We start from the raw sequence: 20,051 nt of genomic DNA on the forward strand, positions 1-20,051 counted from the left end.
GACGTCAGGCGCGGACGGCCGCGAGGGCGGCGGCGAAGCGAGCGGAGCGCTTCTCGATGTCGGCCCAGTCCTGGGCCTTGAGCGAGGCGCCGTTGGCGAGGTCGCCTCCGGCTCCGACGGCCACGGCGCCGGCAGCGAACCAGTCGGCGAGGTTGTCGGGGTTCACGCCACCGGTGGGCATGAGGGGAGCCTCGGGGAACGGGCCGCGCAGGGCGCCCAGGTACGAGGGGCCGCCGAGCGACGCGGGGAAGATCTTGACGACGTCGACCCCGAGTTCGAGCGCGCCCATGACCTCGGTGGGGGTCATGGCGCCGGTCATCACGACGCGGCCGGTGTCGAGCATGCTGCGCGTGAGGTGGGGGAGCGTGCCCGGGCTCACGAGGAACTCGGCGCCCGCATCGGCGGCGAGGGCGGCCTGCTCGGCGGTGGTGACGGTGCCGGCGCCGACGTAGGCGGCGTCGCCGTGCCGGGCGATGAGCTCGCGGATGACGGCGGGCGCATCGGGGGTCGAGAACGTGACCTCGATACCGGTCACTCCGCCCCGGATGATGGCCTCGGACGCCTCGAGGGCGAGCTCGGGGGTCGAGGCGCGGAGCACGGCGAGGACTCCGGTGGCGCGGGCACGGGTGAGGCGGTCGGACATCATGCTCCTTGTGGTGGGGGTCGTTCTATTCTCGCCGACGCCAACTTGTCATTACAACGGGCGCGTCCGGGCCCGCTCAGGCACGCCAGGCGTCGATCAGGTCCTTCGACTCCTTGAGGCCGAGGCCGGCCTCCTCACGCAGCAGCTTGATCGCGGCGATCTGCTGCTCGGCGGAGACGAGCCGGTCGATCTCGGCCACCGCCTCGGACGGCAGCGAGGCGCGCAGCGACCCGACGTCGTGGAAGACGGGCGGCTGGATCGGGATCGCGGTCGTCGCGGGGGCGGCGCCGACCCGCCAGTGGTCGATGCGGCGCTTCGCGGACTGCAGGCTCTCGCCGGTGTGCTCGCGCAGGGTCTTGATCGCGACGATCTTGCTGTCGGCGCGCACCAGATCGTCGATCTTCGCGACCACTTCGGGGGCGATCGGCACCGGAACGCCCGGGGTGACCTCGGGCACCTTCGGCCGCATGCCCCGCAGGGCTGCGGCCACGATGGCGATCACGATGATCGCGCCGACGATGATCCCGATGATCCACACGAAGTCCATGCCGGTCAGTCTAGGCAGGGACCCCGACAGTCCAGCCGTCTCCCACCCGCTCGCCGGTACCCTGGAAGGTATGACCGAGAACCCCCGCACGCGCGAGACGCGCCCCGCAGCATCCGCGTCCGCCCTCGAGGGTCGACCCGCCCAGGGAAAGGTGCGCACCACGGGCCCCACCCAGGTGCGCCCGGCGACCGAGGGCTGGACCCAGCAGAAGGACGCCGAGGGGCGCCCGCTGCTGCAGTTCGCCAGCCCCAAGCGCGGCAAGCCGCCCGTGCACCTCGCCGACCTCACGCCCGAGGAGCGCGTCGAGAAGGTGAAGGAGCTCGGCCTGCCCGGCTTCCGCGCCAAGCAGCTCGCGACCCACTACTTCCGGCACTACACGTCCGACCCCGCGCACATGACCGACCTCCCGGCCGGCATCCGCGACGAGCTGGTCGCCGGCATGCTGCCGCCGCTCATGACCGAGGTGCGCCGTCTCGAGACCGATCGCGGCGACACGATCAAGTTCCTCTGGCGCCTGCACGACGGCGCCCTCGTCGAGTCGGTGCTCATGCGCTACCCCGGCCGCATCACGCTCTGCGTGTCGAGCCAGGCCGGCTGCGGCATGAACTGCCCGTTCTGCGCGACCGGCCAGGCGGGCCTCACGCGCAACATGTCGACGGCCGAGATCGTCGAGCAGATCGTGCGCGCCAACCGCCTCATCGCCGAGGGCGGCCTGGGCGGCAAGAAGTCCGACGACCACAGCATGGAGCGCGTCTCCAACATCGTCTTCATGGGCATGGGCGAGCCGCTCGCCAACTACAAGCGGGTGATGGATGCCGTGCGCATCATGGTCGCCCCGCAGCCCGAGGGGCTCGGCATGAGCGCCCGCGGCATCACCGTCTCGACCGTCGGCCTCGTGCCCGCGATCAGGAAGCTCGCCGACGAGGGCATCCCGGTCACCTTCGCGCTGTCGCTGCACGCGCCCGACGACCACCTGCGCGACGAGCTCATCCCGGTGAACTCCCGCTGGAAGGTCGACGAGGCCCTCGACGCCGCCTACAACTACTACGAGAAGACCGGTCGCCGCGTCTCGATCGAGTACGCGCTCATCAAGGACATGAACGACCACGCCTGGCGCGCCGATCTCCTCGCCGAGAAGCTCAACCAGCGCGGTCGCGGATGGGTGCATGTGAACCCCATCCCGCTGAACCCGACGCCGGGGTCGATCTGGACCTCCTCGGAGAAGGACGTCACGGCCGAGTTCGTGCGCCGCCTCAACGACGCCGGCATCCCGACGACCCTCCGCGACACCCGCGGCAAGGAGATCGACGGCGCCTGCGGTCAGCTCGTCGCGACGACGGAGGACGAAGCGGCCTCGGCCGCGATGGCCTGACCGCGCCGCGCATCGCGGCGCCCATCCGCGGCGCCGAGTCGTTCGGCATCCTCGAGCCAGCGCCCGATCCTCTCGGCTGAGGCGTTCTTGACGCCGAGCATCCGGTGCGCGCGCACCGATCGGATGCCGCAGAACCGCATCGTGTTGCGCACCACCTGGCGCTGCGCCGGCAGTCCCGTGAAGGGTGCCGCGTACCAGGGGGTGTCGGCGAGCAGCAGCAGGCGTCCGTGCGGTGCGGTGAGCAGACCGATCGGCAGCCCCTGCGGCGAGTAGTGGTACTCCTGCTGCGGCAGCAGGGCGCGATCGAAGAAGCCCTTGAGCAGCGCCGGCACCGACCCCCACCACAGCGGTGTCGCGATGACGATCGTCTGCGCCTCGGCGAGGGCCCGCTTGGCGTCGAGCAGGTCGGCTTCGAGGGTCATGCGCTGCCGGTATCCGAAGCGCAGGTGCGGGTCGAAGTCGAGGTCGCGCAGGGCGAGCACGCGGGCATCGCCGTGACCTGTGGCGTAGCGCTGCGCGAGCGAAGCGGTGAGGGATTCGGCGTACGGGTGGCCGTCGATCACGAGAGCGGTCATGCGTCGGTTCCAATCTGGACAGTGTCAAGCAGGTGGACAGTGTCAAGATAGGAGACAATATTGCTCATGTCAAGTTCGAAGACGGGGTACCACCACGGCGATCTCGCGCGCGCCCTCGAAGACGCCGCGATGCAGTTGCTCGAGCGGATGCCGGCCGCCGACATCAGCCTGCGCGAGGTCGCTCGCGCCGCCGACGTCAGCCACAACGCGCCGTACCACCACTTCTCCGATCGTCTCGGTCTGCTCAAGGCGATCGCCGAGCGCAGCATGGCCGATCTGCTCGCCCAGGTGCAGAACGCGACGACGGATGCCGCGACCCCGCGGGCGGCGCTCGCCGCGGGCGGCGAGGCCTACATCCGCTTCGCCGTCGAGCATCCGCATGCCTTCGACGCCGTCTACGACCCCACGGTCTGCGTGCCGGGCTCGCCCACCGCGACGATGGCCCCGCTGATCGATGCGCTCGAAGGAGCGCTCGCCGCAGCGGCCGCCGCCACCGGACTCGACCGACCCACCGACGTCGTCGCGCTCTGGGGTCTCATCCACGGCCTCGGCACCCTCGCCGCCGCCGGGCACTTCGGCCTCGATGACGCCCTCGTCTCCTACGAGGCTCTTCTCGGCAGGCTGCTGCCCGCCGGGGTGTGATCCGGAGCGCGCCCCTGCCGAACCTGGGAGCCGTCAAAGCCTTCTTCCACCGTGCGCACAGGCGACCTTTCGTAGATTGTCGGGATGCCCTATTCCGCCCACCGACCGGGTCGCTTCGACTCGCAGGGTCGGATCATCATCGACGGCGACCCGAACGCCGCGACGGATGACCTCGACTTCCTGCGCGAGTACGAGCCCACAGGTTCCGCCGACGAGCCGTTCATCACGGACTCCGCCACGCGCGAGACCCCGCGCCCGGAGACCGCCGACGACTCGGCAGAAGCGGATGCCGCGGCATCCGCGCCGTCGAAGTCCGCTCGCGCGCCGCGCCCGCCGCGCGAGCGCAGGCCCCGCGCGCCCCGCACCCCGGGCTCGCGCCTGCGGCAGCTCGCGATCCTCGGCGGGGCCGAGGGCGAGATCCTCGACCGCGTCCCCGGCGAGACGCCGCGCTTCGTGCAGATGTTCTTCGTGCTCGCCGGCACCGCCCTGGTCTCGGCGATCTCGATGCTGTTCGCGCTCACGACCGGCGTGGGGGCCGCGATCTGGCTGGCCGTTCCGCTCGCGCTCGTCTGGGCGCTCATCATCTTCAACCTCGATCGGTTCCTCACCTCGACCATGGCGTCGACGCGCAACGTGTGGCGCCTCATCGGCCTCGCGATCCCCCGAGTGATCATGGCTGCGATCATCGGATTCGTGGTCGCCGAGCCGCTCGTGCTGCAGGTGTTCCACAACGACATCGCCCGCGAGGTCGCCTCGACCAACATCACGCAGTCGCAGACCGACCAGGAGGCCCTCGAGTCCGGCCCCGAGAAGATCGCTCTCGACGCCGCGACCGCCAAGGTCGCCGAGCTCGAGAACCAGGCGGCGACGGGCATCGTGGCGGGAACCGATTCGTCGTCGGCATCCGAATCCGCCGCCCAAGCGACCGTCGACGACCTCACGACCAAGCTCGCGGATCAGCAGACCGTCATCGACCAGGCCCGCGCGCTCTACCAGTGCGAACTCACCGGCGAGGGCGCGGGCACGGTGCCCGGCTGCACCGGGGTGAACGGCGAGGGCGCGAGCTCCGACGCCGCCCAGGCCCAGCTCGCCCAGGCCCAGCAGACCTACGACGGCCTCGCCGAGCAGCTGCGCGTCGCGAACGAGGAGCTCGCCACGGCCGGCACCGCCGCGAAGGAGAACACCTCGACCTCCGAGGCGACGAACCGCCAGACCGCGCAGGACCAGCTGCCCGCCGCACGCGACACCTACGACCAGGCGCTCGCGGCCTACAACGCCCGAGCGGATGCCGTGGCGCAGGGCAACGCCGGAGCGACCGGACTCCTCAGCCAGATCAGCGGGCTGAACCGCCTGAGCGAGAAGGAGCCCACGATCCTCTGGGCGCACATCCTCATCGCCGCGCTGTTCTTCATGATCGAGCTGCTGCCCGTGCTGGTGAAGGTGCTCACCTCGTACGGCGACCCGAGCCTCTACGAGAAGGCTGCGGCGATCCGCAAGCAGGTCGCGCTCGACAAGGTCACCGCCGAGGGCTTCGCTGATCGCGCCTCGATCGTGCAGACGCAGTCGGCCGCGGTGACCGAGACGACGGCGCGCACGAGCTGAGGGGTTTCATCCCTCGGTGAGGGGTCAAGACACGCCGCAACGGATGCCGAGTGAGCGGCGTGTCCTGACTCCTCGCGATGGCGGCGGGTTCTCAGGCTCGGTCTGAGACCGGTCACGGAAACCGACCCGCGGTGTCGGCGACCGGCGCTAGCGTTAGAACATGGTCAACTATCGCTATCTCGGCAACAGTGGTCTCAAGGTCTCTGAGATCACCTACGGCAACTGGGTCACCCACGCCTCTCAGGTCGGCGACGATGCCGCCGTCAAGACGGTGCACGCGGCGCTCGACGCCGGCATCACCACGTTCGACACCGCCGACACCTACGCCAACACCGCGGCCGAGGTCGTGCTCGGCAAGGCCCTCGAGGGGCAGCGCCGCGAAGGCCTCGAGATCTTCACCAAGGTCTACTTCCCGACCGGCCCCAAGGGCCCGAACGACACCGGCCTCAGCCGCAAGCACATCATGGAGTCGATCAACGGCTCACTGACCCGTCTCGGCACCGACTACGTCGATCTCTACCAGGCGCACCGCTTCGACTACGAGACCCCGCTCGAGGAGACGTTCCAGGCCTTCGCCGATGTCGTCCGCCAGGGCAAGGCGCTCTACATCGGTGTCTCGGAGTGGACGGCCGAGCAGCTGCGCGAGGGCCACGCGCTCGCCCAGCAGCTCGGCATCCAGCTCATCTCGAACCAGCCCCAGTACTCGATGCTGTGGCGCGTCATCGAGGGCAAGGTCGTTCCGGCCTCCGAAGAGCTCGGCATCTCGCAGATCGTCTGGTCGCCGATGGCGCAGGGCGTGCTCAGCGGCAAGTACCTGCCCGGTCAGCCCGTGCCCGAGGGTTCGCGCGCGACCGACCCGCACAGCGGTGCCGACTTCATCAAGAACTTCCTGCAGGACGACATCCTCACCGCGGTCCAGCGCCTCAAGCCGATCGCCGAGCAGGCGGGTCTCACGATGCCGCAGCTCGCGATCGCCTGGGTGCTGCAGAACCCGAACATCGCGGCAGCCCTGGTCGGAGCATCGCGCCCCGAGCAGCTCGCCGACACCGTCAAGGCATCGGGAGTGAAGCTCGACGCCGACACGATGGCGGCGATCGACACCGCCCTCGGCGACACCGTCAACCGCGACGCCGAGCACACCTACTCGACCTCGCCGAAGACCCGCCTGGTCTGAGCATCCGCGTCTGACGCACACGTACGAGGCCCCCTATCGCACACCGCGGCAGGGGGCCTCGTCGTGTGGGAGGGGCTTCGGGGATTGAAGCCGGGGGCGATGGGTCTCGGCGCCCGCAGACGCGTCGACGGTGTTGCGGACGGTCAGCGGATGCCGGCGCGCGCCACGAGCCACGGCACTGCGACATCGACGAACCGCTCGATGTCGGATGCCTCGGTGTAGAGGTGCACCGAGAGTCGCACGTACCCGGCACCTCCGAAGCTCGTGAATGCGGTCTCGATGCCGGTCGCGGGGAGGATCTCGGCGCGCAGCGCATCCGCCTCTTCCCGGGTCGCCCCCAGCCCGGGCGGCAGGCGGATCAGTCGCATCGACGGGACCGGCGAGGGGACCGGCGTGAGCGGTTCCGCATCGGCGAAGCGACGGAACGCCGCCGCGATCGCCTCGGCCCCGGCATCCGCCATCTCGGTCATGACCGTGCGCGTGCGCTCCCACCCGATCTCGCGCTCGACGAACTCGATCGCGATTGGCGTCGCGAGATACCCGGTCGCGTCGATCGTGCCCTGGTAGTCGAAGCGCGAGGGGAAGGGATCGTGCGCGTTCCACGAGTCGATCAGCGGCCAGAGGTCGTCGCGATCCGCGGCGGTCGTCACCAGCAGCGCAGACCCGCGCGGCGCGCACGGCCACTTGTGCAGATTGCCGAACCACCACGTGCCGCCCGCCGCCGACGCGGCATCCGGGAGGAGGCCCGGCGCGTGCGCACCATCGATCAGCGTGCGTGCACCGTGGTGCGCGGCGATGTCAGCGATGCGTCGCGTCGGCATCAGCCGTGCCGTCGGCGACGTGATCTGATCGACCACCACTAGGCGCGCACGATCGCCGATTTCGGCGGCGAATCGGTCGACGACCTCGTCGTCGGAGGCGAGCAGCGGGATCGCCACCGTGCGGACGGTCGCACCCGTGCGGCGCGCCAACCGCTCCGCGCCCATCGTCACCGCGCCGTATCCGTGATCGGTGACGATGATCTCGTCTCCGGGTTCGAGGTGCATCGCGTTGTAGACCACGGTCGCCGCGGCCGAGGCGTTCGGCACGAAGGCGACGTCATCGGCGCGCGCACCCACGAAACGTGCCGTGCGCTCGCGGGCCTCGCGCGTGCGCTCGCCGAGAGCCGGAAACCACGCGACGGGATTGAGGTCGCCCTGGCGGCGCAGAGCATCCTGATGCTCGATCACGGCGGTCGGCGGAGCGCCGAACGAACCGTGATTGAGGTGCACGGTCGCGGGATCGAGGGGCCACGCGTCGCGTGCCCGCGCGAACGACCGCAGCGCCACGGGAGCGGGGAAGGTTGTCATCGCGGGGCTTTCCACATTCTGTTGTCTGCTCCTGCCTGTCATCCGGCGGCGCGGGCGAGAGGCGCGCGGCGCGCGGCGCGCGAACCCGTCAGGCGAGTGTGATGTCGACCTGGATCTCCGCCGCCAGCTTCTCGAGGTCGGTGCGCAGCGCATCGAGGTCAGCGGATGCCGGCACCGTCGCCGTGACCGTCGACTCGAACAGGCGCCCACCGGCCATCGCGGCGTCGCGCGTCTCGGTGTCCATGCTCGTGATGCTGAGCGCGTGGGAGGTCAGAACGCCGGAGATCTCGTGGACGATCCCCGCGCGGTCGTTGCCCAGCACCGAGAGCGAGATCGAACTCGCGTCGCGGTGGGCCGCGGCATCCGATCCGGTGTGGATCGTCACCGTGAGCAGTCCGGTCAGGGCGCGCAGCGCGGCCTGCAGTTCGGCGACCCGATCGGCGGCCACCGAGAGCTCGATCACCCCGGCGAAGGTGCCCGCGAGCTCAGCGAGGCGGCTGTTCTCCCAGTTGCCCCCGTGGGCATCGACGGCATCGGCGACGGCGGCGACGAGGCCCGGACGGTCTGCACCCGCGACGGTGAGGATCAGAGTAGTCATGGGGTCAGCGTAGTCGGCGGGGCGCGAGCGGCCCGGGCCTAACTCAGGAAGAACGGATGCCGGGGCGCGTGAAACGGCCCGAATCAGCCGATTTCGACACGATGTTCCTGAGTTGGGTACGGGGCGTCTCGGGGTGGGACCCTTCGACAGGCTCAGGGACCCAGTCTCTGGGCCCCTCGTCGCGCTGCGCTCGCTCAGGAACCGGGTCTGGGCAACGGCCCCTGAGCGAGGAGCGCAGCGACGAGACGAAGGGCGCTCAGTCGGCGAGCTCGGTCCAGAGGCCGGTGTCGAGGAAGCCATCGAGGCGGGCGCGGTGCGGGGCGAGGTCCCAACCCTGCGCCGCGACCCACTCGTCGGAGTAGTAGGTGCCGGCGTAGCGGACTCCGCTGTCGCAGATCAGGGTCACCACGCTCCCGGTCTCACCCGCGGCACGCATGCGCGCGATCAGCTGGAAGGCGCCGTACAGGTTCGTGCCGGTCGACCCGCCCGCCCAGTGCAGGGTGCGCTCGCGCAGCAGACGGATCGCCGCGATCGATCCGGCGTCGGGCACGCGGATCATCTCGTCGATCACGCTCGGAACGAACGACGGCTCCACGCGCGGTCGACCGATGCCCTCGATGCGGCTCGGGCGCCCGGCCGGAGCATCCGCCGTTCCCGCCCAGCCGTCGTAGAACGCCGAACCCTCGGGATCGACGACCGCGATCTCGGTCGTGTGCCGCCGGTAGCGCACGTACCGGCCGAACGTGGCGCTCGTGCCGCCGGTCCCGGCGCCGACCACGATCCAGCGGGGGATCGGATGCCGCTCCTGCGACAGCTGGCTGAACACGCTCTCGGCGATGTTGTTGTTGCCGCGCCAGTCGGTCGCGCGCTCGGCGTAGGTGAACTGGTCGAGGTAGTGGCCGTGGCAGTCGGCGGCGAGGCGGCGGGCCTCGGGCGACATGTCCTCGGCGCGGTCGACGAAGTGGCAGGTGCCGCCGTAGAACTCGATGAGGTCGATCTTCTCCTGCACGGTCGAGCGCGGCACGACGGTCACGAACGGGAGCCCGAGCATCCGGGCGAAGTACGCCTCGGAGACGGCGGTCGAACCGCTCGACGATTCGACGAGGGTCGTGTCGCCCCGGATGAGTCCGTTGACGAGGCCGTAGAGGATCAGCGACCGCGCCAGGCGGTGCTTGAGCGACCCGGTCGGGTGCACCGATTCGTCCTTCAGGTACAGGTCGATGCCCCAGTCGGCGGGCAGCGGGAAGACGTGCAGGTGGGTGTCGGCACTGCGGTTGGCATCGGCCTCCAGCAGAGCGATCGCGTTGCTGGTCCAGGAATCCACCGTTCGAGCGTACCCGGGCTCAGTTGTCGGTGTAGCCGCCTTCGCCGGTGTCGCCGTCGTAGGTGAACGTGCGGTCCGACAGGACGATCTCGATGTCGGAGCCGAGAGGTTGCTCCGAGAGCAGCAGCTCCTCGAGCTTCGCGGCACGCTGCAGGTACTCCGAGGTGTCGGCCCCGAACGACGCGGCGAGCTTCATGTCGGTCATGAGGTAGAGGTAGGCGCTGACGGCCGTGCGGTTGAACTCGGTGTCGGGGATCCTCTCCCACAGCGACCCGTCGGTGCGCGCGGCCTTGTACTCATCGATCTTGTTCTGCAGGGTGGCCTCGGCCGAGCTTCCGGTGTCGGGCAGAGAGGGCGCGTCGTCGGGCTCTGCAGGTTCGGCCTCGGTGTCGCCGGGATCGGGGGCGGTCTGACCGGAGTCGTCGGAATCGGATGCCGGTGCCGATTCGCCGCGGTCGCCCAGGCCCCGGGGGATGATGCCGATGACCAGGGCCACCAGGACGCCGATGACCGCGATCGCGATGAGGACCACGACGAGCGTGCCGCGCCGGGGAGTCGACGAAGCGGCCGCGGGCGCGCCGGAGGCAGGGCCGACCGGGTAACCGTTCGCCGGCGGGTAGCCGCCCACCGGTGGTGACGCCCCCGCGGGAGGCTGGGCCGGGTACGTCTGCTGGACCGGGTACGTCGGAGCGGTTGCCGGAGCCGGAGCGGATGCCGGAGCCGGAGCCGCAGTCGGAGCTGCGGGCGGAGCGGCGGCGGCCGGCTGATACGTCGGAGCCCCGGGGTGCGCGGGAGGAGCCTGGTACGCGGGGGCCGGCTGGTACGCCGGAGTCGGCCGGTAGCTCGCGGGCGGCTGGTAAACGGGTGGCTGGTACGCCGGCGGCTGGTGCGCGGGGCGGTGACCGGGCGGCAGCGGGGCGCCGGCCGGGAGAGTGGGGGCTGCGGCATCCGCTCCTACCGGCGGAGCCAACGGCGGCTGCGCGGGCCCAGGGGGAGAGACGGGCGTGGGCGCCTCCGGCGGGACGACCGCGTCGGCATCCGCTCCCGCTGCGGCGTCGGGCGTCCGGTCGTCGCCCGTCACGGCTGGACCCTCGTGCTGCCGGCGAGGGTCATGCCTCCGCGGCCGTCGACGTGCAGGAGGGAGGCCTGCGACTGCTCCTGCTGCAGCTGGAACTCGAAGCGCGAGCGGTCTCCGCGGTGGTAGGCGATGAAGTACTCGATCGGGGTGTCGTCGTCGGTGCGGCTCACGCTGCGCAGGCGCAGCAGGGCGGATCCGGCGCTGACGCCGAGGTGGCCGGCCTGTTCGTGCGTCGCGACCGTGGCCTCGGCCGATCGCACACCGCGGGTGGCGACGATGCCGTGCTCGGCGAGCACCCGGTACAGAGAGGAGTCCGACAGATCGACGCCCAGGGTGACCGCGCCGACGGCATCCGGCATCCACGTGGTCGACAGCGACCAGGGTTCGTCATCGACGTGGCGCAGCCGCTCGAGCACCACGACCCGCGACCCGACCGGGATCTCGAGGGCCGCCGCGATCTCGTCGTCGGCGACGGCGAATTCGTGGCGCAGCACGTCGCTGTGCACGTGGCCGCCACGACGCTCGACGTCGTCGTAGAGACCCACGAGCGTGTGCACCAGGCTCTCCGCCGTGCGCGGGCGCGAGACGAAGGTGCCCTTGCCCTTGACGCGCTCGACGAGACCCTCGTGCTCGAGCTGCGCGAGCGCCTGGCGCACGACGGTGCGCGAGACGCCGTAGCGCTCGCAGAGTCCGTGCTCACCCGGGAGGGGATCGCCCGGCTGCAACCCGTCGCGCGCGATGCCGTCGACGATCAGCTGCCGCAACTGGTCGTACATGGGTGCGGCGGAGTGGCGGTCGATCGCGTCGGGAAGCACGGCGGACATGTTAGTACGCCACGCCCGCGTGCAGGATCACATTCGCGTACGGGGTGAACTCGCCGGAGCGCACGAACGCCCGCGCCCCGTGGGTGAGCTTCTTGAAGTCGACGTGCGGCACGAGCTCGATCTCGAAGTCCATGCCGGCGAATCGCTCGCGCAGCGCCTCGAGCACTTCGGGGCTCTTCTCGGCGACCTCGGCCGAGACCGTGGCGCCCTCGACGACGAGCTCGGCGAGCACGGTGTCGAGCACGTCGAAGAAGGCGGGCGCCCCCGGGCGATAGGCGAGATCGATGCGCTCGGACCCCGGGGGGATCGGCAGGCCCGCGTCGGTCACGACGAGCAGGTCGGTGTGCCCGGTCTCGCTGATGACCCGCGACAGCGCGGGGTTGATCGTGGTCGCGGTCTTGCGCATGGCGGCTCCGGTCTCTGTGGTCGGGTGGCGGTGGGGTCAGTTCACGGGCGCCGCTTCGCGCTCCGCGAGGAACGCGTCGACGTCGGCGCGCAGGGGCAGGCTCGGCGAGGCACCCTGTTTCGTGACGGTGAGGGCGCCCGCGGCCGTCGCCAGGCGCACGGCGTCGGCGAGGCTGCTGCCGTTCGCGAGCGCGGCGCCGAGATACCCGGCGTAGGCGTCGCCGGCGGCGGTGGTGTCGACGGCGGCGACGGGGAACGGCGGGATGACGGATGCCCCGTCCGACGTGACCACGCACGACCCCTGTCCGGCGAGGGTGATGACCGCGGCGCCGACGCCCTGGTCGAGGAACCAGCGTCCGGCGCGCTCGGCGGATGCGGCATCCGTCACCTCGATCCCGCTGATGAGCGTCGCCTCGGTCTCGTTCGGCGTGACGATGTCGACGTTCGCCCACACCTCGACGGGCAGCGTCGCGGCCGGTGCGGGGTCGAGGATCACGGTCATGCCGTGCTCGCGGCCGCGGCCGGTGATGTGCGCCGTGAGGGCCGAGGGCGTCTCGAGCTGGGTGAGCAGCACCGAGGTGGTCGGGGCGAGGGCGGCGAGCGCCTCGTCGATCTGGTCGGTGTTGAGGGAGGCGTTGGCGAGCGGCACCATCACGATGTCGTTCTGCGCCGAGGCGTCGACACGGATGTGCGCGATGCCGGTCGGGCCGGGCACGGTGCGCAGATGCGCCAGGTCGACCCCGGCCTCGCTCAGGCCGTCGACGACGAGGTCGTGGAAGAGGTCGTCGCCCACGCATCCGACGAAGCTCGTGCGGGCGCCGGAACGGCCGGCGGCGACGGCCTGGTTAGCGCCCTTGCCGCCCAGCATCAGGGTGAACTGATCGCCCAGGATCGTCTCGCCGCGCGCGGGGAGGCGCTGCGAGAAGGTGGTCACATCGGCGGTGACGCTGCCGACGATCACGACGCCGGAACGGTCTTCGGGGTGTGCGGGGGCCATGTCGCTCCTGGTCGTCTTCGACGGCGATGTACGTCGGCCGGAGCTTTGACATCGCCCCGCGCCTGTCATTACATTAGCCGAAAGCGAACCTGTAACGACAGGTTGTCCCCGAGGAGTCCCGATGACCGTGATCGCCCCCCGCCTGTACGTCGACAGCGCCGACGTCGACCGGGTGTCCCGGCTCCTCGCCGCGGGCGTCGTGCACGGTGTCACCACGAACCCGACGATCCTCGAACGCGGCGGGCGCACCGCCGGCGAGATCCCGGAGCTCTACGCCCGGTGGGAGTCCGAGGGCGCCGCCGAGATCTTCTTCCAGACGTGGGGCGGCGACACCGCGTCGTTCGTGCGCAACGCCGAGCGCATCCGCGAACTCGGACCGCGCGTCGCCGTGAAGGTGCCGGCGACCGCCGCCGGGTTCGCCGCGGCATCCGCCCTCGTCGCCGACGGCGCCACTGTGCTCGTGACGGCCGTCTACTCCGTCGCCCAGGCGCTCGCGTGTGCGAGCATCGGTGCCCAGTACATCGCGCCCTACCTCGGGCGCATGCGCGACGCCGGTATCGATGGCGACACCGTGATCGCCCGCATGCAGGAGGTCTGCGAGGGCAGCGGATCGAACGTGCTCGCGGCGTCGCTGCGCACGGCCGACGACATCGTCGGGCTGCGCCTTGCGGGAGTGCCCTACTTCACCGCCGCGCCCGACGTGATCGAACAGGCGCTGTTCCACGAGGTCAGCGACAGCTCGGCGGCCGAGTTCGACGCGGCCATGGTGCGCCTCGGCGCGTAGCGGTTCTCGGCGCGGGGCGCCGACGCGCGCACTGATCGGTGTGAGAGTTCGCATCGATCGGTGCCATATGTCGGTTATGGCGCCTCAGAACCGTCATTTCGCACCGATCGATGCGCTGCGGTGAGCGGGAGGGGCGGATGCCTAGGCCGAGGCGGCCTGGCGCAGCCACCGCTCCACGCCCGCGATGTGGGCCGTGGCGAGCGAGGTCGCGAGCGCCGGGTCGTGGCGGGCGATGGCATCGGCGATCGCCCGGTGCTCCGACAGGGTGCGCTCGACCGCGCCGCCCTCGGTGAGTCCGCGCCACACGCGGGCGCGCACGGTCTGACTGCTGAGGTGCTCGATCAGGCTCGCGAGGTACGCGTTGCCGGCCATGCCGACGATCTCGCGATGGAAGCGGATATCGTGCTCGACGAGTTCCTCGATCGTCACCGAGGCATCGACGCGCTCGACCTCGTCGACGAGGGCCGCGACCTGCTCGTCATCGCCGAGGGTCGCGGCGAGGCCGGTGGCCTGCGACTCCAGCATCCGCCGTACGGCGAAGATCTCGAGCATCGAGTCGTCGTCGTGCATGTCGACCACGAACGAGATCGCCTCGAGCAGCAGGTGCGGTTCGAGGCTCGTCACGTAGGTGCCGTCGCCGCGGCGCACGTCGAGCACGCGGATGACCTCGAGGGCCTTCACCGCCTCGCGCATCGAGTTGCGCGACAGGCCGAGACGCTCCGACAGTTCCTTCTCTGGGGGAAGCCGATCGCCCGGCGACAGCTCGCCCGACACGATCATCGCCTTGATCTTCTCGATCGCCTCATCGGTGACTGCCATGGCCGTCATCCTAGCCAGTGATCCGATGTCTGAGGCAGGATGGGCGTATGCGAGTCCTCGATACGCACCTGCACATGTGGGACGAAGAAGTCCTCACCTACACCTGGCTGGAGGGTCCCTACGCCTACCGCTTCGCCGAGACGGAGGTCGAGCACGATCGCCTCGACGTCGAGCGCGAGGAGGCGGTGTTCGTCCAGGCCGAGACGACCGAGGGCGATTACATCGGAGAGGTGCGGTGGGTGCAGTCCCTCGCCGGGCGCCTCGGGATCGCCGGAATCGTCGCCGGAGCGCAGCTGCACCGCGGCGTCGACACGGTGACGCATCTCGAGGAGTTAGCGACGCATCCGCTCGTCGTCGGTGTGCGCCACAACCTGCAGAACGATCCCGACGGCCTCGCCGTGTCGAGCGCCTTCGTGACCGGAGCGCGCGAGGTCGCCGCCCGCGGGTGGACGTTCGACGTGTGCGTGCGGGCCGCGCAGCTGCCCGACATCGCCCGCCTCGCCGGCGCCGTGCCGGAGCTGCGGATGGTGCTCGACCACCTCGGCAAGCCGGCCGTCGGCACGGCGGATGCCCCGCTCGCCCCGTCCGCGGAATGGGTGCGCGACATCGAGGAGGTGGCGAAGCATCCGGAGGCGTTCTGCAAGCTCTCGGGTCTGCCCGCCGAATCCGGGGGCGTGTGGAGCGCCGAGCAGCTCGTGCCGTTCCTCGACGCCGCCGCGGATGCCTTCGGCGTCGAGCGCCTGATGTGGGGGAGCGACTGGCCGGTGTCCTCGATCGGCCCGGCCGAGGAGGGCGACCCGCACGCGCCGGCCGACGGCTCGGCGACGTACCAGCCGCACGCGCGGCAGCGCTGGCTCGACACCGTGGTTGAGTGGGCCGAGACGCGCGGGCACGACGTCGACGCGATCCTGTGGGCGAACGGGCGGCGGTTCTACCGGTTGGACGACCCGCGGGTGGAGTCGGCGGATGCTCCCCGCCGGGGATTCTTCGGGCGGCTGTTCGGGGGCTGAATCAGGGGGTGCGTACGGGTTATCCACTCGGGAGTCGCGGACGGGCCGACTGAGGACCGGCGATGGGGTCGGGCTCGCATTCTCATACCCGATCGAGGGCGAGCCGATATATCTCTCGGTCGGAAGCGACTGCTTCCCCTGGGGGAGTGGCCGAGCGACGAACCGGACGATTCTGGCCCCTGACCCCGCGCACGCAACGGAGGAGATCTGGCCTTGCGCAGGAGCATCCGAACCATCTGCTCCTGCGCAACGCGAGATCTCCTCCGTGGCGTGCGACGGGCGACGTGCGCCCCGCGTCTACTCCGACCGCAGGCGCAGCTGGGCCATGCCGCCGTCGACCTCGATGAACGTGCCGGTCGTCGAACCGGCCGCCGGCGAGACGAGGTAGGCGACGGCCGCCGCGACCTCGGCCGGGCTCACGAGTCGGCCGTGCGGCTGGCGGGCCTCGAGGGCCGCGCGCTCGGCGTCGGGATCGGATGCCGCGCCCAGCAGTCGCCCGACCCAAGGGGTGTCGGCGGTGCCCGGGTTGACGGCGTTCACGCGGATGCCTTCACGCAGGTGATCCGCCGCCATCGCGCGGGTGAGGGCCGAGACGGCGCCCTTCGATGCGGTGTACAGCGCCCGTTGGGGGAGCCCGGTCGTGGAGGCGATGGATGCCGTGTTGCAGACCGCCGCGGCCGGCGACTCGCGCAGCCAGGGGAGAGCGGCCGAGGTCACGCGGGCGATGCCCGTGACGTTGATCGACAGCACGCGGGCCCACTCGTCGTCATCATTGGCGGTGATGTCGCCGGTCGCGCCGATCCCGGCGTTGTTGACGACGATGTCGAGGCGGCCGAACTTCTCGCCGACGGCGGCGATCGCCGCATCGACGCTCGCCCGGTCGGAGATGTCGGCCGTGAACGCGGCGAAACGAGCATCCGCTCCGGAGGTGTCGCGGTCCAGGATCGCGACCTGCGCGCCGTCCTCGTGCAGCCGCGCGGCGATCGCCGCGCCGATGCCCGAGGCGCCGCCGGTGACGATCGCGACCAGGCCGTCGAGCGCGCCGCTCACTTCGCCGCCTCCCAGGCCACGAACTCCTGGCGCTGGTGGCCCAGGCCGTCGATCTCGACCTCGACCACGTCGCCCGGGGCGATGTAGGGGAAGTTGCCCGAGAGCGCGACGCCCTGTGGGGTGCCGGTGAGGATGAGGTCGCCCGGCTCGAGGGTCACGTACTGCGACAGGTGGTGCACGATGTGCTCGACCGAGAAGATCATGTCGCTCGTGTTCGAGTCCTGACGAGGCTCGCCGTTGACGAAGCTGCGCAGGCCGAGCGCGTGGTGGTCGACCTCGTCGGGGGTGACGAGCCACGGGCCGGTCGGGTTGAAGCCCGCCGCGATCTTGCCCTTCGACCACTGGCCGCCCGAGACGGCCATCTGGAAGTCGCGCTCCGAGACGTCGTTCGCGAGTACGAAGCCGGCGACGTGGGCCATCGACTCCTCCGGGGAGTCGAGGTACGCGGCGCGGGTGCCGATGACGATGCCGAGCTCGACCTCCCAGTCGGTCTTGCTGCTGCCGCGGGGGATCGTGACGGTGTCGTTCGGGCCGACCACGGTGTTCGGGGTCTTCAGAAACAGGATCGGGATGGTCGGCGGTTCGGAGCCGGACTCGGCGGCGTGCGCGGCGTAGTTCATGCCGATGCAGATCACCGCGCTCGGACGCGCGATGGGCGCTCCGATGCGGAGGGCCGCGGCATCCTCGAGCTCGGGGAGCTCACCGGCGTCGCGGGCGGCGGCGACGCGGGAGACGAAGTCGCTCTCGAGGAAATCGCCGTTCACATCGGATGTCACCGAGCGGAGGTCGAGGTAGCGATCACCCTCGACGAGGACGGGGATCTCTGTACCTGGGGTGCCGAGCCGCGCGAACTTCATGATTCTCCTGATCCTTCGGGTGGCCGCCCAGTGACGGCCGTCGTCGTTGACAGTATAGACATCGGATGTTTACACTCCAAGGGATTGCATGGGATTTCTCCATGCCCCGAGAGGAACCGTACCCGTGAGCCGTATCGTCGCACTCGACACCACCGACATCCGCTTCCCCACATCGCTCAGCCTCGACGGCTCCGACGCGATGAACCCCGACCCCGACTACTCGGCCGCGTACGTGGTCGTGCGCACCGATGCCGAGGACGGCATCGAGGGCCACGCGTTCGTGTTCACCATCGGCCGAGGCAACGACGTGCAGGTCGCGGCGATCGACGCGCTCGCGGGGCATCTCGTCGGACGCGAGATCGAACCGCTGCTCGACGACATGGGCGGAACCTTCCGCGAGATCATCGGCGACTCGCAGCTGCGCTGGCTCGGTCCCGAGAAGGGCGTCATGCACATGGCCATCGGCGCCGCGATCAACGCACTGTGGGACATCAAGGCCAAGCGTGCGGGGATGCCCCTCTGGCAGCTGCTCGCGCGGATGACGCCCGAGGAGCTCGTCGACCTCGTCGACTTCCGCTACCTCACCAACGCCCTCACCCGCGACGAGGCCCTCGAGATCCTCCGTGCCGCCGAACCCGGCCGCATCGAACGCGAGCGCGAGCTGCTCGCCACCGGCTACCCGGGGTACACGACCAGCCCCGGCTGGCTCGGCTACTCGGACGAGAAGCTCGAGCGTCTCGCCCGTGAGGCCATGGCCGACGGCTTCACCCAGATCAAGCTCAAGGTCGGCGCCGACCTCGACGACGACATCCGCCGCTTCCGCAAGGCCCGCGAGGTGTGCGGCCCCGACTTCCCCATCGCGATCGACGCGAACCAGCGCTGGGAGGTGTCGGAGGCGATCGAGTGGGTGAACGCGCTCGCCGAGTTCCACCCGGCCTGGATCGAGGAGCCCACCAGCCCCGACGACATCCTCGGCCACGCCGAGATCGCCCGCGGCGTCGCCCCGATCCGGGTCGCCACCGGGGAGCACGCGCAGAACCGCATGATCTTCAAGCAGCTGCTGCAGGCCGACGCGATCTCGGTGATGCAGATCGACGCCGTACGCGTCGCCGGCGTCAACGAGAACATCGCCAACCTGCTGCTCGCCGCCAAGTTCGGGGTCCCGGTCTGCCCGCACGCCGGCGGAGTGGGGCTCTGCGAGGCCGTGCAGCACCTGTCGATGTTCGACTTCGTCGCCGTCACCGGCACCCGCGAAGGCCGGATGATCGAGTTCGTCGACCATCTGCACGAGCACTTCGTCGTGCCCACCGACATCCAGGGCGGGTCGTACATGGCCCCCACCGCACCCGGGTCGGGCATGGAGATGAAGGCCGACAGCATCCGCACCTACACGTGGACCGGCGCGCATGTCGTCGCCTGATCACGTGCTCGACATCCCCGCCCTCGGCTACGGTGCGGCGAACGTCGGCAACCTCTTCCGCGCGCTGAGCGACGACGACGCCTGGGCGGTGCTGGATGCCGCGTGGGAGAGCGGCATCCGCTACTACGACACCGCCCCGCACTACGGCCTCGGCCTGTCGGAGCGGCGCCTCGGCGCCTTCCTGCAGACGAAGCCCCGCGACGAGTTCGTGCTGTCGACCAAGGCCGGACGACTCCTGCGCCCGAACCCCGAGCACACGGGCGGCCTCGACACGGCCAACGACTTCCACGTGCCCGACGACCTGCAGCGGGTGTGGGACTTCTCGGCCGACGGCATCCGTCGGAGCCTCGACGAGTCGCGCGAGCGCCTCGGCATCGAGCGCATCGACCTGCTCTATCTGCACGACCCCGAGCGGCACGACCTCGACCTCGCGCTCGCCGAGGCCCTGCCCGCGATGGAGCACCTGCGCGCCGACGGACAGGTCGCGGCGATCGGCATCGGGTCGATGGTGTCGGATGCCCTGGCGACCGCCGTGCGCTCCGCCGACCTGGACCTCATCATGGTCGCGGGGCGCTACACGCTGCTCGAGCAGCCCGCCGCCGCCGACGTGCTGCCGGCGTGCCAGGAGACCGGAACGGGGATCGTCGCGGCATCCGTCTTCAACTCCGGACTGCTCGCGGCGAGCGAACCGCGCCGCGACGGTCGGTACGAGTACGGTCAGCTGCCCGACGACCTGTGGGATCGCCTCGTGCGCATCGCCGCGGTCTGCGCCGACCACGGTGTGCCGCTGCCGGCCGCCGCGATCCAGTTCCCGCTGCAGGCGGCCGAGGTGCGCTCGGTCGTCGTCGGCGGCAGCCGCCCCGCGCAGCTCGAGCAGAACGCAGCGTACGCCGCGCTGGCGATCCCCGCCGAGCTCTGGCAGAACCTGGCCGCCGAGGGGCTCATCCCGGCGCGCTGACCGCCGCTGCCCCGTGGCCGTAA

Annotated in this window: 21 protein-coding genes; 8 read left to right on the forward strand and 13 right to left on the reverse strand. The window is 70.7% G+C overall.

The annotated features are described in order from the left end of the window. Positions 1-4 precede the first annotated feature (4 nt). Positions 5-643, reverse strand: a complete 639-nt coding sequence (locus tag ACI2JZ_RS08955) for a bifunctional 4-hydroxy-2-oxoglutarate aldolase/2-dehydro-3-deoxy-phosphogluconate aldolase (protein ID WP_247624428.1) — start codon at positions 641-643, stop codon at positions 5-7. A 76-nt stretch (positions 644-719) separates the two neighbouring features. Continuing rightward, positions 720-1,190, reverse strand: a complete 471-nt coding sequence (locus ACI2JZ_RS08960; RefSeq protein ID WP_247624429.1) for a hypothetical protein — start codon at positions 1,188-1,190, stop codon at positions 720-722. Positions 1,191-1,260: 70 nt separating this feature from the next. Here ACI2JZ_RS08960 and rlmN point away from each other — a divergent pair, with 70 nt between their 5' ends. Next, a complete protein-coding gene (gene rlmN / locus ACI2JZ_RS08965) occupies positions 1,261-2,562 on the forward strand; it encodes a 23S rRNA (adenine(2503)-C(2))-methyltransferase RlmN (protein WP_404597263.1) in 1,302 nt (433 codons plus the stop codon). Here rlmN and ACI2JZ_RS08970 read toward each other — a convergent pair. Further along, on the reverse strand, positions 2,511-3,137 hold the full coding sequence (locus ACI2JZ_RS08970; RefSeq protein WP_404597264.1) for an NAD(P)H-dependent oxidoreductase: 627 nt from the start codon (positions 3,135-3,137) through the stop codon (positions 2,511-2,513). The genes rlmN and ACI2JZ_RS08970 overlap by 52 nt on opposite strands. 66 nt (positions 3,138-3,203) lie before the next feature. Here ACI2JZ_RS08970 and ACI2JZ_RS08975 point away from each other — a divergent pair, with 66 nt between their 5' ends. The 3 genes from ACI2JZ_RS08975 to ACI2JZ_RS08985 all read left to right on the forward strand — a co-directional run bounded on the left by ACI2JZ_RS08975 (position 3,204) and on the right by ACI2JZ_RS08985 (position 6,555). Next, on the forward strand, positions 3,204-3,779 hold the full coding sequence (locus tag ACI2JZ_RS08975; protein WP_404597265.1) for a TetR/AcrR family transcriptional regulator: 576 nt from the start codon (positions 3,204-3,206) through the stop codon (positions 3,777-3,779). 84 nt (positions 3,780-3,863) lie between these two features. Continuing rightward, complete coding sequence (locus tag ACI2JZ_RS08980; protein WP_404597266.1) at positions 3,864-5,381, forward strand: DUF4407 domain-containing protein; 1,518 nt, start codon at positions 3,864-3,866, stop codon at positions 5,379-5,381. Between the two features lie 160 nt (positions 5,382-5,541). After that, entirely contained in the window at positions 5,542-6,555 is a 1,014-nt protein-coding gene (locus ACI2JZ_RS08985) for an aldo/keto reductase family protein (protein ID WP_247633749.1), read from the forward strand. Between the two features lie 143 nt (positions 6,556-6,698). On the opposite strand, the gene ACI2JZ_RS08990 is transcribed toward ACI2JZ_RS08985, so the two are convergent. From ACI2JZ_RS08990 to ACI2JZ_RS09020, 7 genes are all read right to left on the reverse strand, one after another. Beyond that, positions 6,699-7,904, reverse strand: a complete 1,206-nt coding sequence (locus tag ACI2JZ_RS08990) for an aminotransferase class V-fold PLP-dependent enzyme (protein WP_404597267.1) — start codon at positions 7,902-7,904, stop codon at positions 6,699-6,701. An 88-nt stretch (positions 7,905-7,992) separates the two neighbouring features. Then, complete coding sequence (locus ACI2JZ_RS08995) at positions 7,993-8,502, reverse strand: glycine cleavage system protein R (RefSeq protein ID WP_404597268.1); 510 nt, start codon at positions 8,500-8,502, stop codon at positions 7,993-7,995. Positions 8,503-8,758: 256 nt separating this feature from the next. Next, on the reverse strand, positions 8,759-9,826 hold the full coding sequence (locus ACI2JZ_RS09000; RefSeq protein ID WP_404597269.1) for a PLP-dependent cysteine synthase family protein: 1,068 nt from the start codon (positions 9,824-9,826) through the stop codon (positions 8,759-8,761). Positions 9,827-9,845: 19 nt separating this feature from the next. Beyond that, on the reverse strand, positions 9,846-10,907 hold the full coding sequence (locus ACI2JZ_RS09005; RefSeq protein WP_404597270.1) for a hypothetical protein: 1,062 nt from the start codon (positions 10,905-10,907) through the stop codon (positions 9,846-9,848). After that, positions 10,904-11,728 carry a GntR family transcriptional regulator gene (locus ACI2JZ_RS09010; protein WP_247624439.1) on the reverse strand — a complete coding sequence of 275 codons (825 nt, stop codon included), beginning with the start codon at positions 11,726-11,728 and terminating at the stop codon, positions 10,904-10,906. Before ACI2JZ_RS09010 ends, ACI2JZ_RS09005 begins: the two co-directional genes overlap by 4 nt. Before the next feature lies 1 nt (position 11,729). Then, a complete protein-coding gene (gene rbsD, locus ACI2JZ_RS09015) occupies positions 11,730-12,134 on the reverse strand; it encodes a D-ribose pyranase (protein WP_247624440.1) in 405 nt (134 codons plus the stop codon). A gap of 36 nt (positions 12,135-12,170) precedes the next feature. Then, a complete protein-coding gene (locus tag ACI2JZ_RS09020; protein WP_404597271.1) occupies positions 12,171-13,130 on the reverse strand; it encodes a ribokinase in 960 nt (319 codons plus the stop codon). Between the two features lie 121 nt (positions 13,131-13,251). Between ACI2JZ_RS09020 and ACI2JZ_RS09025 the strand changes: the two genes are divergently transcribed. Next, positions 13,252-13,914, forward strand: coding sequence for a transaldolase family protein (locus ACI2JZ_RS09025; protein WP_404597272.1), 663 nt, complete (start codon positions 13,252-13,254; stop codon positions 13,912-13,914). A gap of 141 nt (positions 13,915-14,055) precedes the next feature. Here ACI2JZ_RS09025 and ACI2JZ_RS09030 read toward each other — a convergent pair whose 3' ends face one another. Continuing rightward, complete coding sequence (locus ACI2JZ_RS09030; RefSeq protein ID WP_247624443.1) at positions 14,056-14,733, reverse strand: FadR/GntR family transcriptional regulator; 678 nt, start codon at positions 14,731-14,733, stop codon at positions 14,056-14,058. 47 nt (positions 14,734-14,780) lie between these two features. Here ACI2JZ_RS09030 and ACI2JZ_RS09035 point away from each other — a divergent pair, with 47 nt between their 5' ends. Then, a complete protein-coding gene (locus tag ACI2JZ_RS09035) occupies positions 14,781-15,743 on the forward strand; it encodes an amidohydrolase family protein (protein ID WP_404597273.1) in 963 nt (320 codons plus the stop codon). 297 nt (positions 15,744-16,040) lie between these two features. Here ACI2JZ_RS09035 and ACI2JZ_RS09040 read toward each other — a convergent pair whose 3' ends face one another. Both ACI2JZ_RS09040 and ACI2JZ_RS09045 read right to left on the reverse strand, forming a co-directional pair. Beyond that, the gene (locus ACI2JZ_RS09040; protein WP_247956972.1) at positions 16,041-16,793 is read right to left on the reverse strand and encodes an SDR family NAD(P)-dependent oxidoreductase; all 753 of its coding nucleotides are present in this window, start codon (positions 16,791-16,793) and stop codon (positions 16,041-16,043) included. After that, positions 16,790-17,650 carry a fumarylacetoacetate hydrolase family protein gene (locus ACI2JZ_RS09045; protein ID WP_247633762.1) on the reverse strand — a complete coding sequence of 287 codons (861 nt, stop codon included), beginning with the start codon at positions 17,648-17,650 and terminating at the stop codon, positions 16,790-16,792. The genes ACI2JZ_RS09040 and ACI2JZ_RS09045 overlap by 4 nt, the downstream gene beginning before the upstream one ends. A gap of 124 nt (positions 17,651-17,774) precedes the next feature. Here ACI2JZ_RS09045 and ACI2JZ_RS09050 point away from each other — a divergent pair, with 124 nt between their 5' ends. Next, positions 17,775-19,070, forward strand: coding sequence for an L-fuconate dehydratase (locus tag ACI2JZ_RS09050; protein WP_247624447.1), 1,296 nt, complete (start codon positions 17,775-17,777; stop codon positions 19,068-19,070). After that, a complete protein-coding gene (locus ACI2JZ_RS09055) occupies positions 19,057-20,028 on the forward strand; it encodes an aldo/keto reductase (RefSeq protein ID WP_404597274.1) in 972 nt (323 codons plus the stop codon). The genes ACI2JZ_RS09050 and ACI2JZ_RS09055 overlap by 14 nt, the downstream gene beginning before the upstream one ends. Positions 20,029-20,051: the final 23 nt, after the last annotated feature.

It is taken from the genome of Microbacterium sp. NPDC087868 (assembly GCF_044900755.1).
In the GTDB taxonomy this organism is placed as follows: domain Bacteria; phylum Actinomycetota; class Actinomycetes; order Actinomycetales; family Microbacteriaceae; genus Microbacterium; species Microbacterium galbinum.

Bases quoted from the DNA above. Each gene is read 5' to 3' on its own strand.
- ACI2JZ_RS08955 (WP_247624428.1), bottom strand. From the start codon at position 643: ATGTCCGACCGCCTCACCCGTGCCCGCGCCACCGGAGTCCTCGCCGTG.
- ACI2JZ_RS08960 (WP_247624429.1), bottom strand. From the start codon at position 1,190: ATGGACTTCGTGTGGATCATCGGGATCATCGTCGGCGCGATCATCGTG.
- rlmN (WP_404597263.1), top strand. From the start codon at position 1,261: ATGACCGAGAACCCCCGCACGCGCGAGACGCGCCCCGCAGCATCCGCG.
- ACI2JZ_RS08970 (WP_404597264.1), bottom strand. From the start codon at position 3,137: ATGACCGCTCTCGTGATCGACGGCCACCCGTACGCCGAATCCCTCACC.
- ACI2JZ_RS08975 (WP_404597265.1), top strand. From the start codon at position 3,204: ATGTCAAGTTCGAAGACGGGGTACCACCACGGCGATCTCGCGCGCGCC.
- ACI2JZ_RS08980 (WP_404597266.1), top strand. From the start codon at position 3,864: ATGCCCTATTCCGCCCACCGACCGGGTCGCTTCGACTCGCAGGGTCGG.
- ACI2JZ_RS08985 (WP_247633749.1), top strand. From the start codon at position 5,542: ATGGTCAACTATCGCTATCTCGGCAACAGTGGTCTCAAGGTCTCTGAG.
- ACI2JZ_RS08990 (WP_404597267.1), bottom strand. From the start codon at position 7,904: ATGACAACCTTCCCCGCTCCCGTGGCGCTGCGGTCGTTCGCGCGGGCA.
- ACI2JZ_RS08995 (WP_404597268.1), bottom strand. From the start codon at position 8,502: ATGACTACTCTGATCCTCACCGTCGCGGGTGCAGACCGTCCGGGCCTC.
- ACI2JZ_RS09010 (WP_247624439.1), bottom strand. From the start codon at position 11,728: ATGTCCGCCGTGCTTCCCGACGCGATCGACCGCCACTCCGCCGCACCC.
- rbsD (WP_247624440.1), bottom strand. From the start codon at position 12,134: ATGCGCAAGACCGCGACCACGATCAACCCCGCGCTGTCGCGGGTCATC.
- ACI2JZ_RS09020 (WP_404597271.1), bottom strand. From the start codon at position 13,130: ATGGCCCCCGCACACCCCGAAGACCGTTCCGGCGTCGTGATCGTCGGC.
- ACI2JZ_RS09025 (WP_404597272.1), top strand. From the start codon at position 13,252: ATGACCGTGATCGCCCCCCGCCTGTACGTCGACAGCGCCGACGTCGAC.
- ACI2JZ_RS09030 (WP_247624443.1), bottom strand. From the start codon at position 14,733: ATGGCAGTCACCGATGAGGCGATCGAGAAGATCAAGGCGATGATCGTG.
- ACI2JZ_RS09035 (WP_404597273.1), top strand. From the start codon at position 14,781: ATGCGAGTCCTCGATACGCACCTGCACATGTGGGACGAAGAAGTCCTC.
- ACI2JZ_RS09045 (WP_247633762.1), bottom strand. From the start codon at position 17,650: ATGAAGTTCGCGCGGCTCGGCACCCCAGGTACAGAGATCCCCGTCCTC.
- ACI2JZ_RS09055 (WP_404597274.1), top strand. From the start codon at position 19,057: ATGTCGTCGCCTGATCACGTGCTCGACATCCCCGCCCTCGGCTACGGT.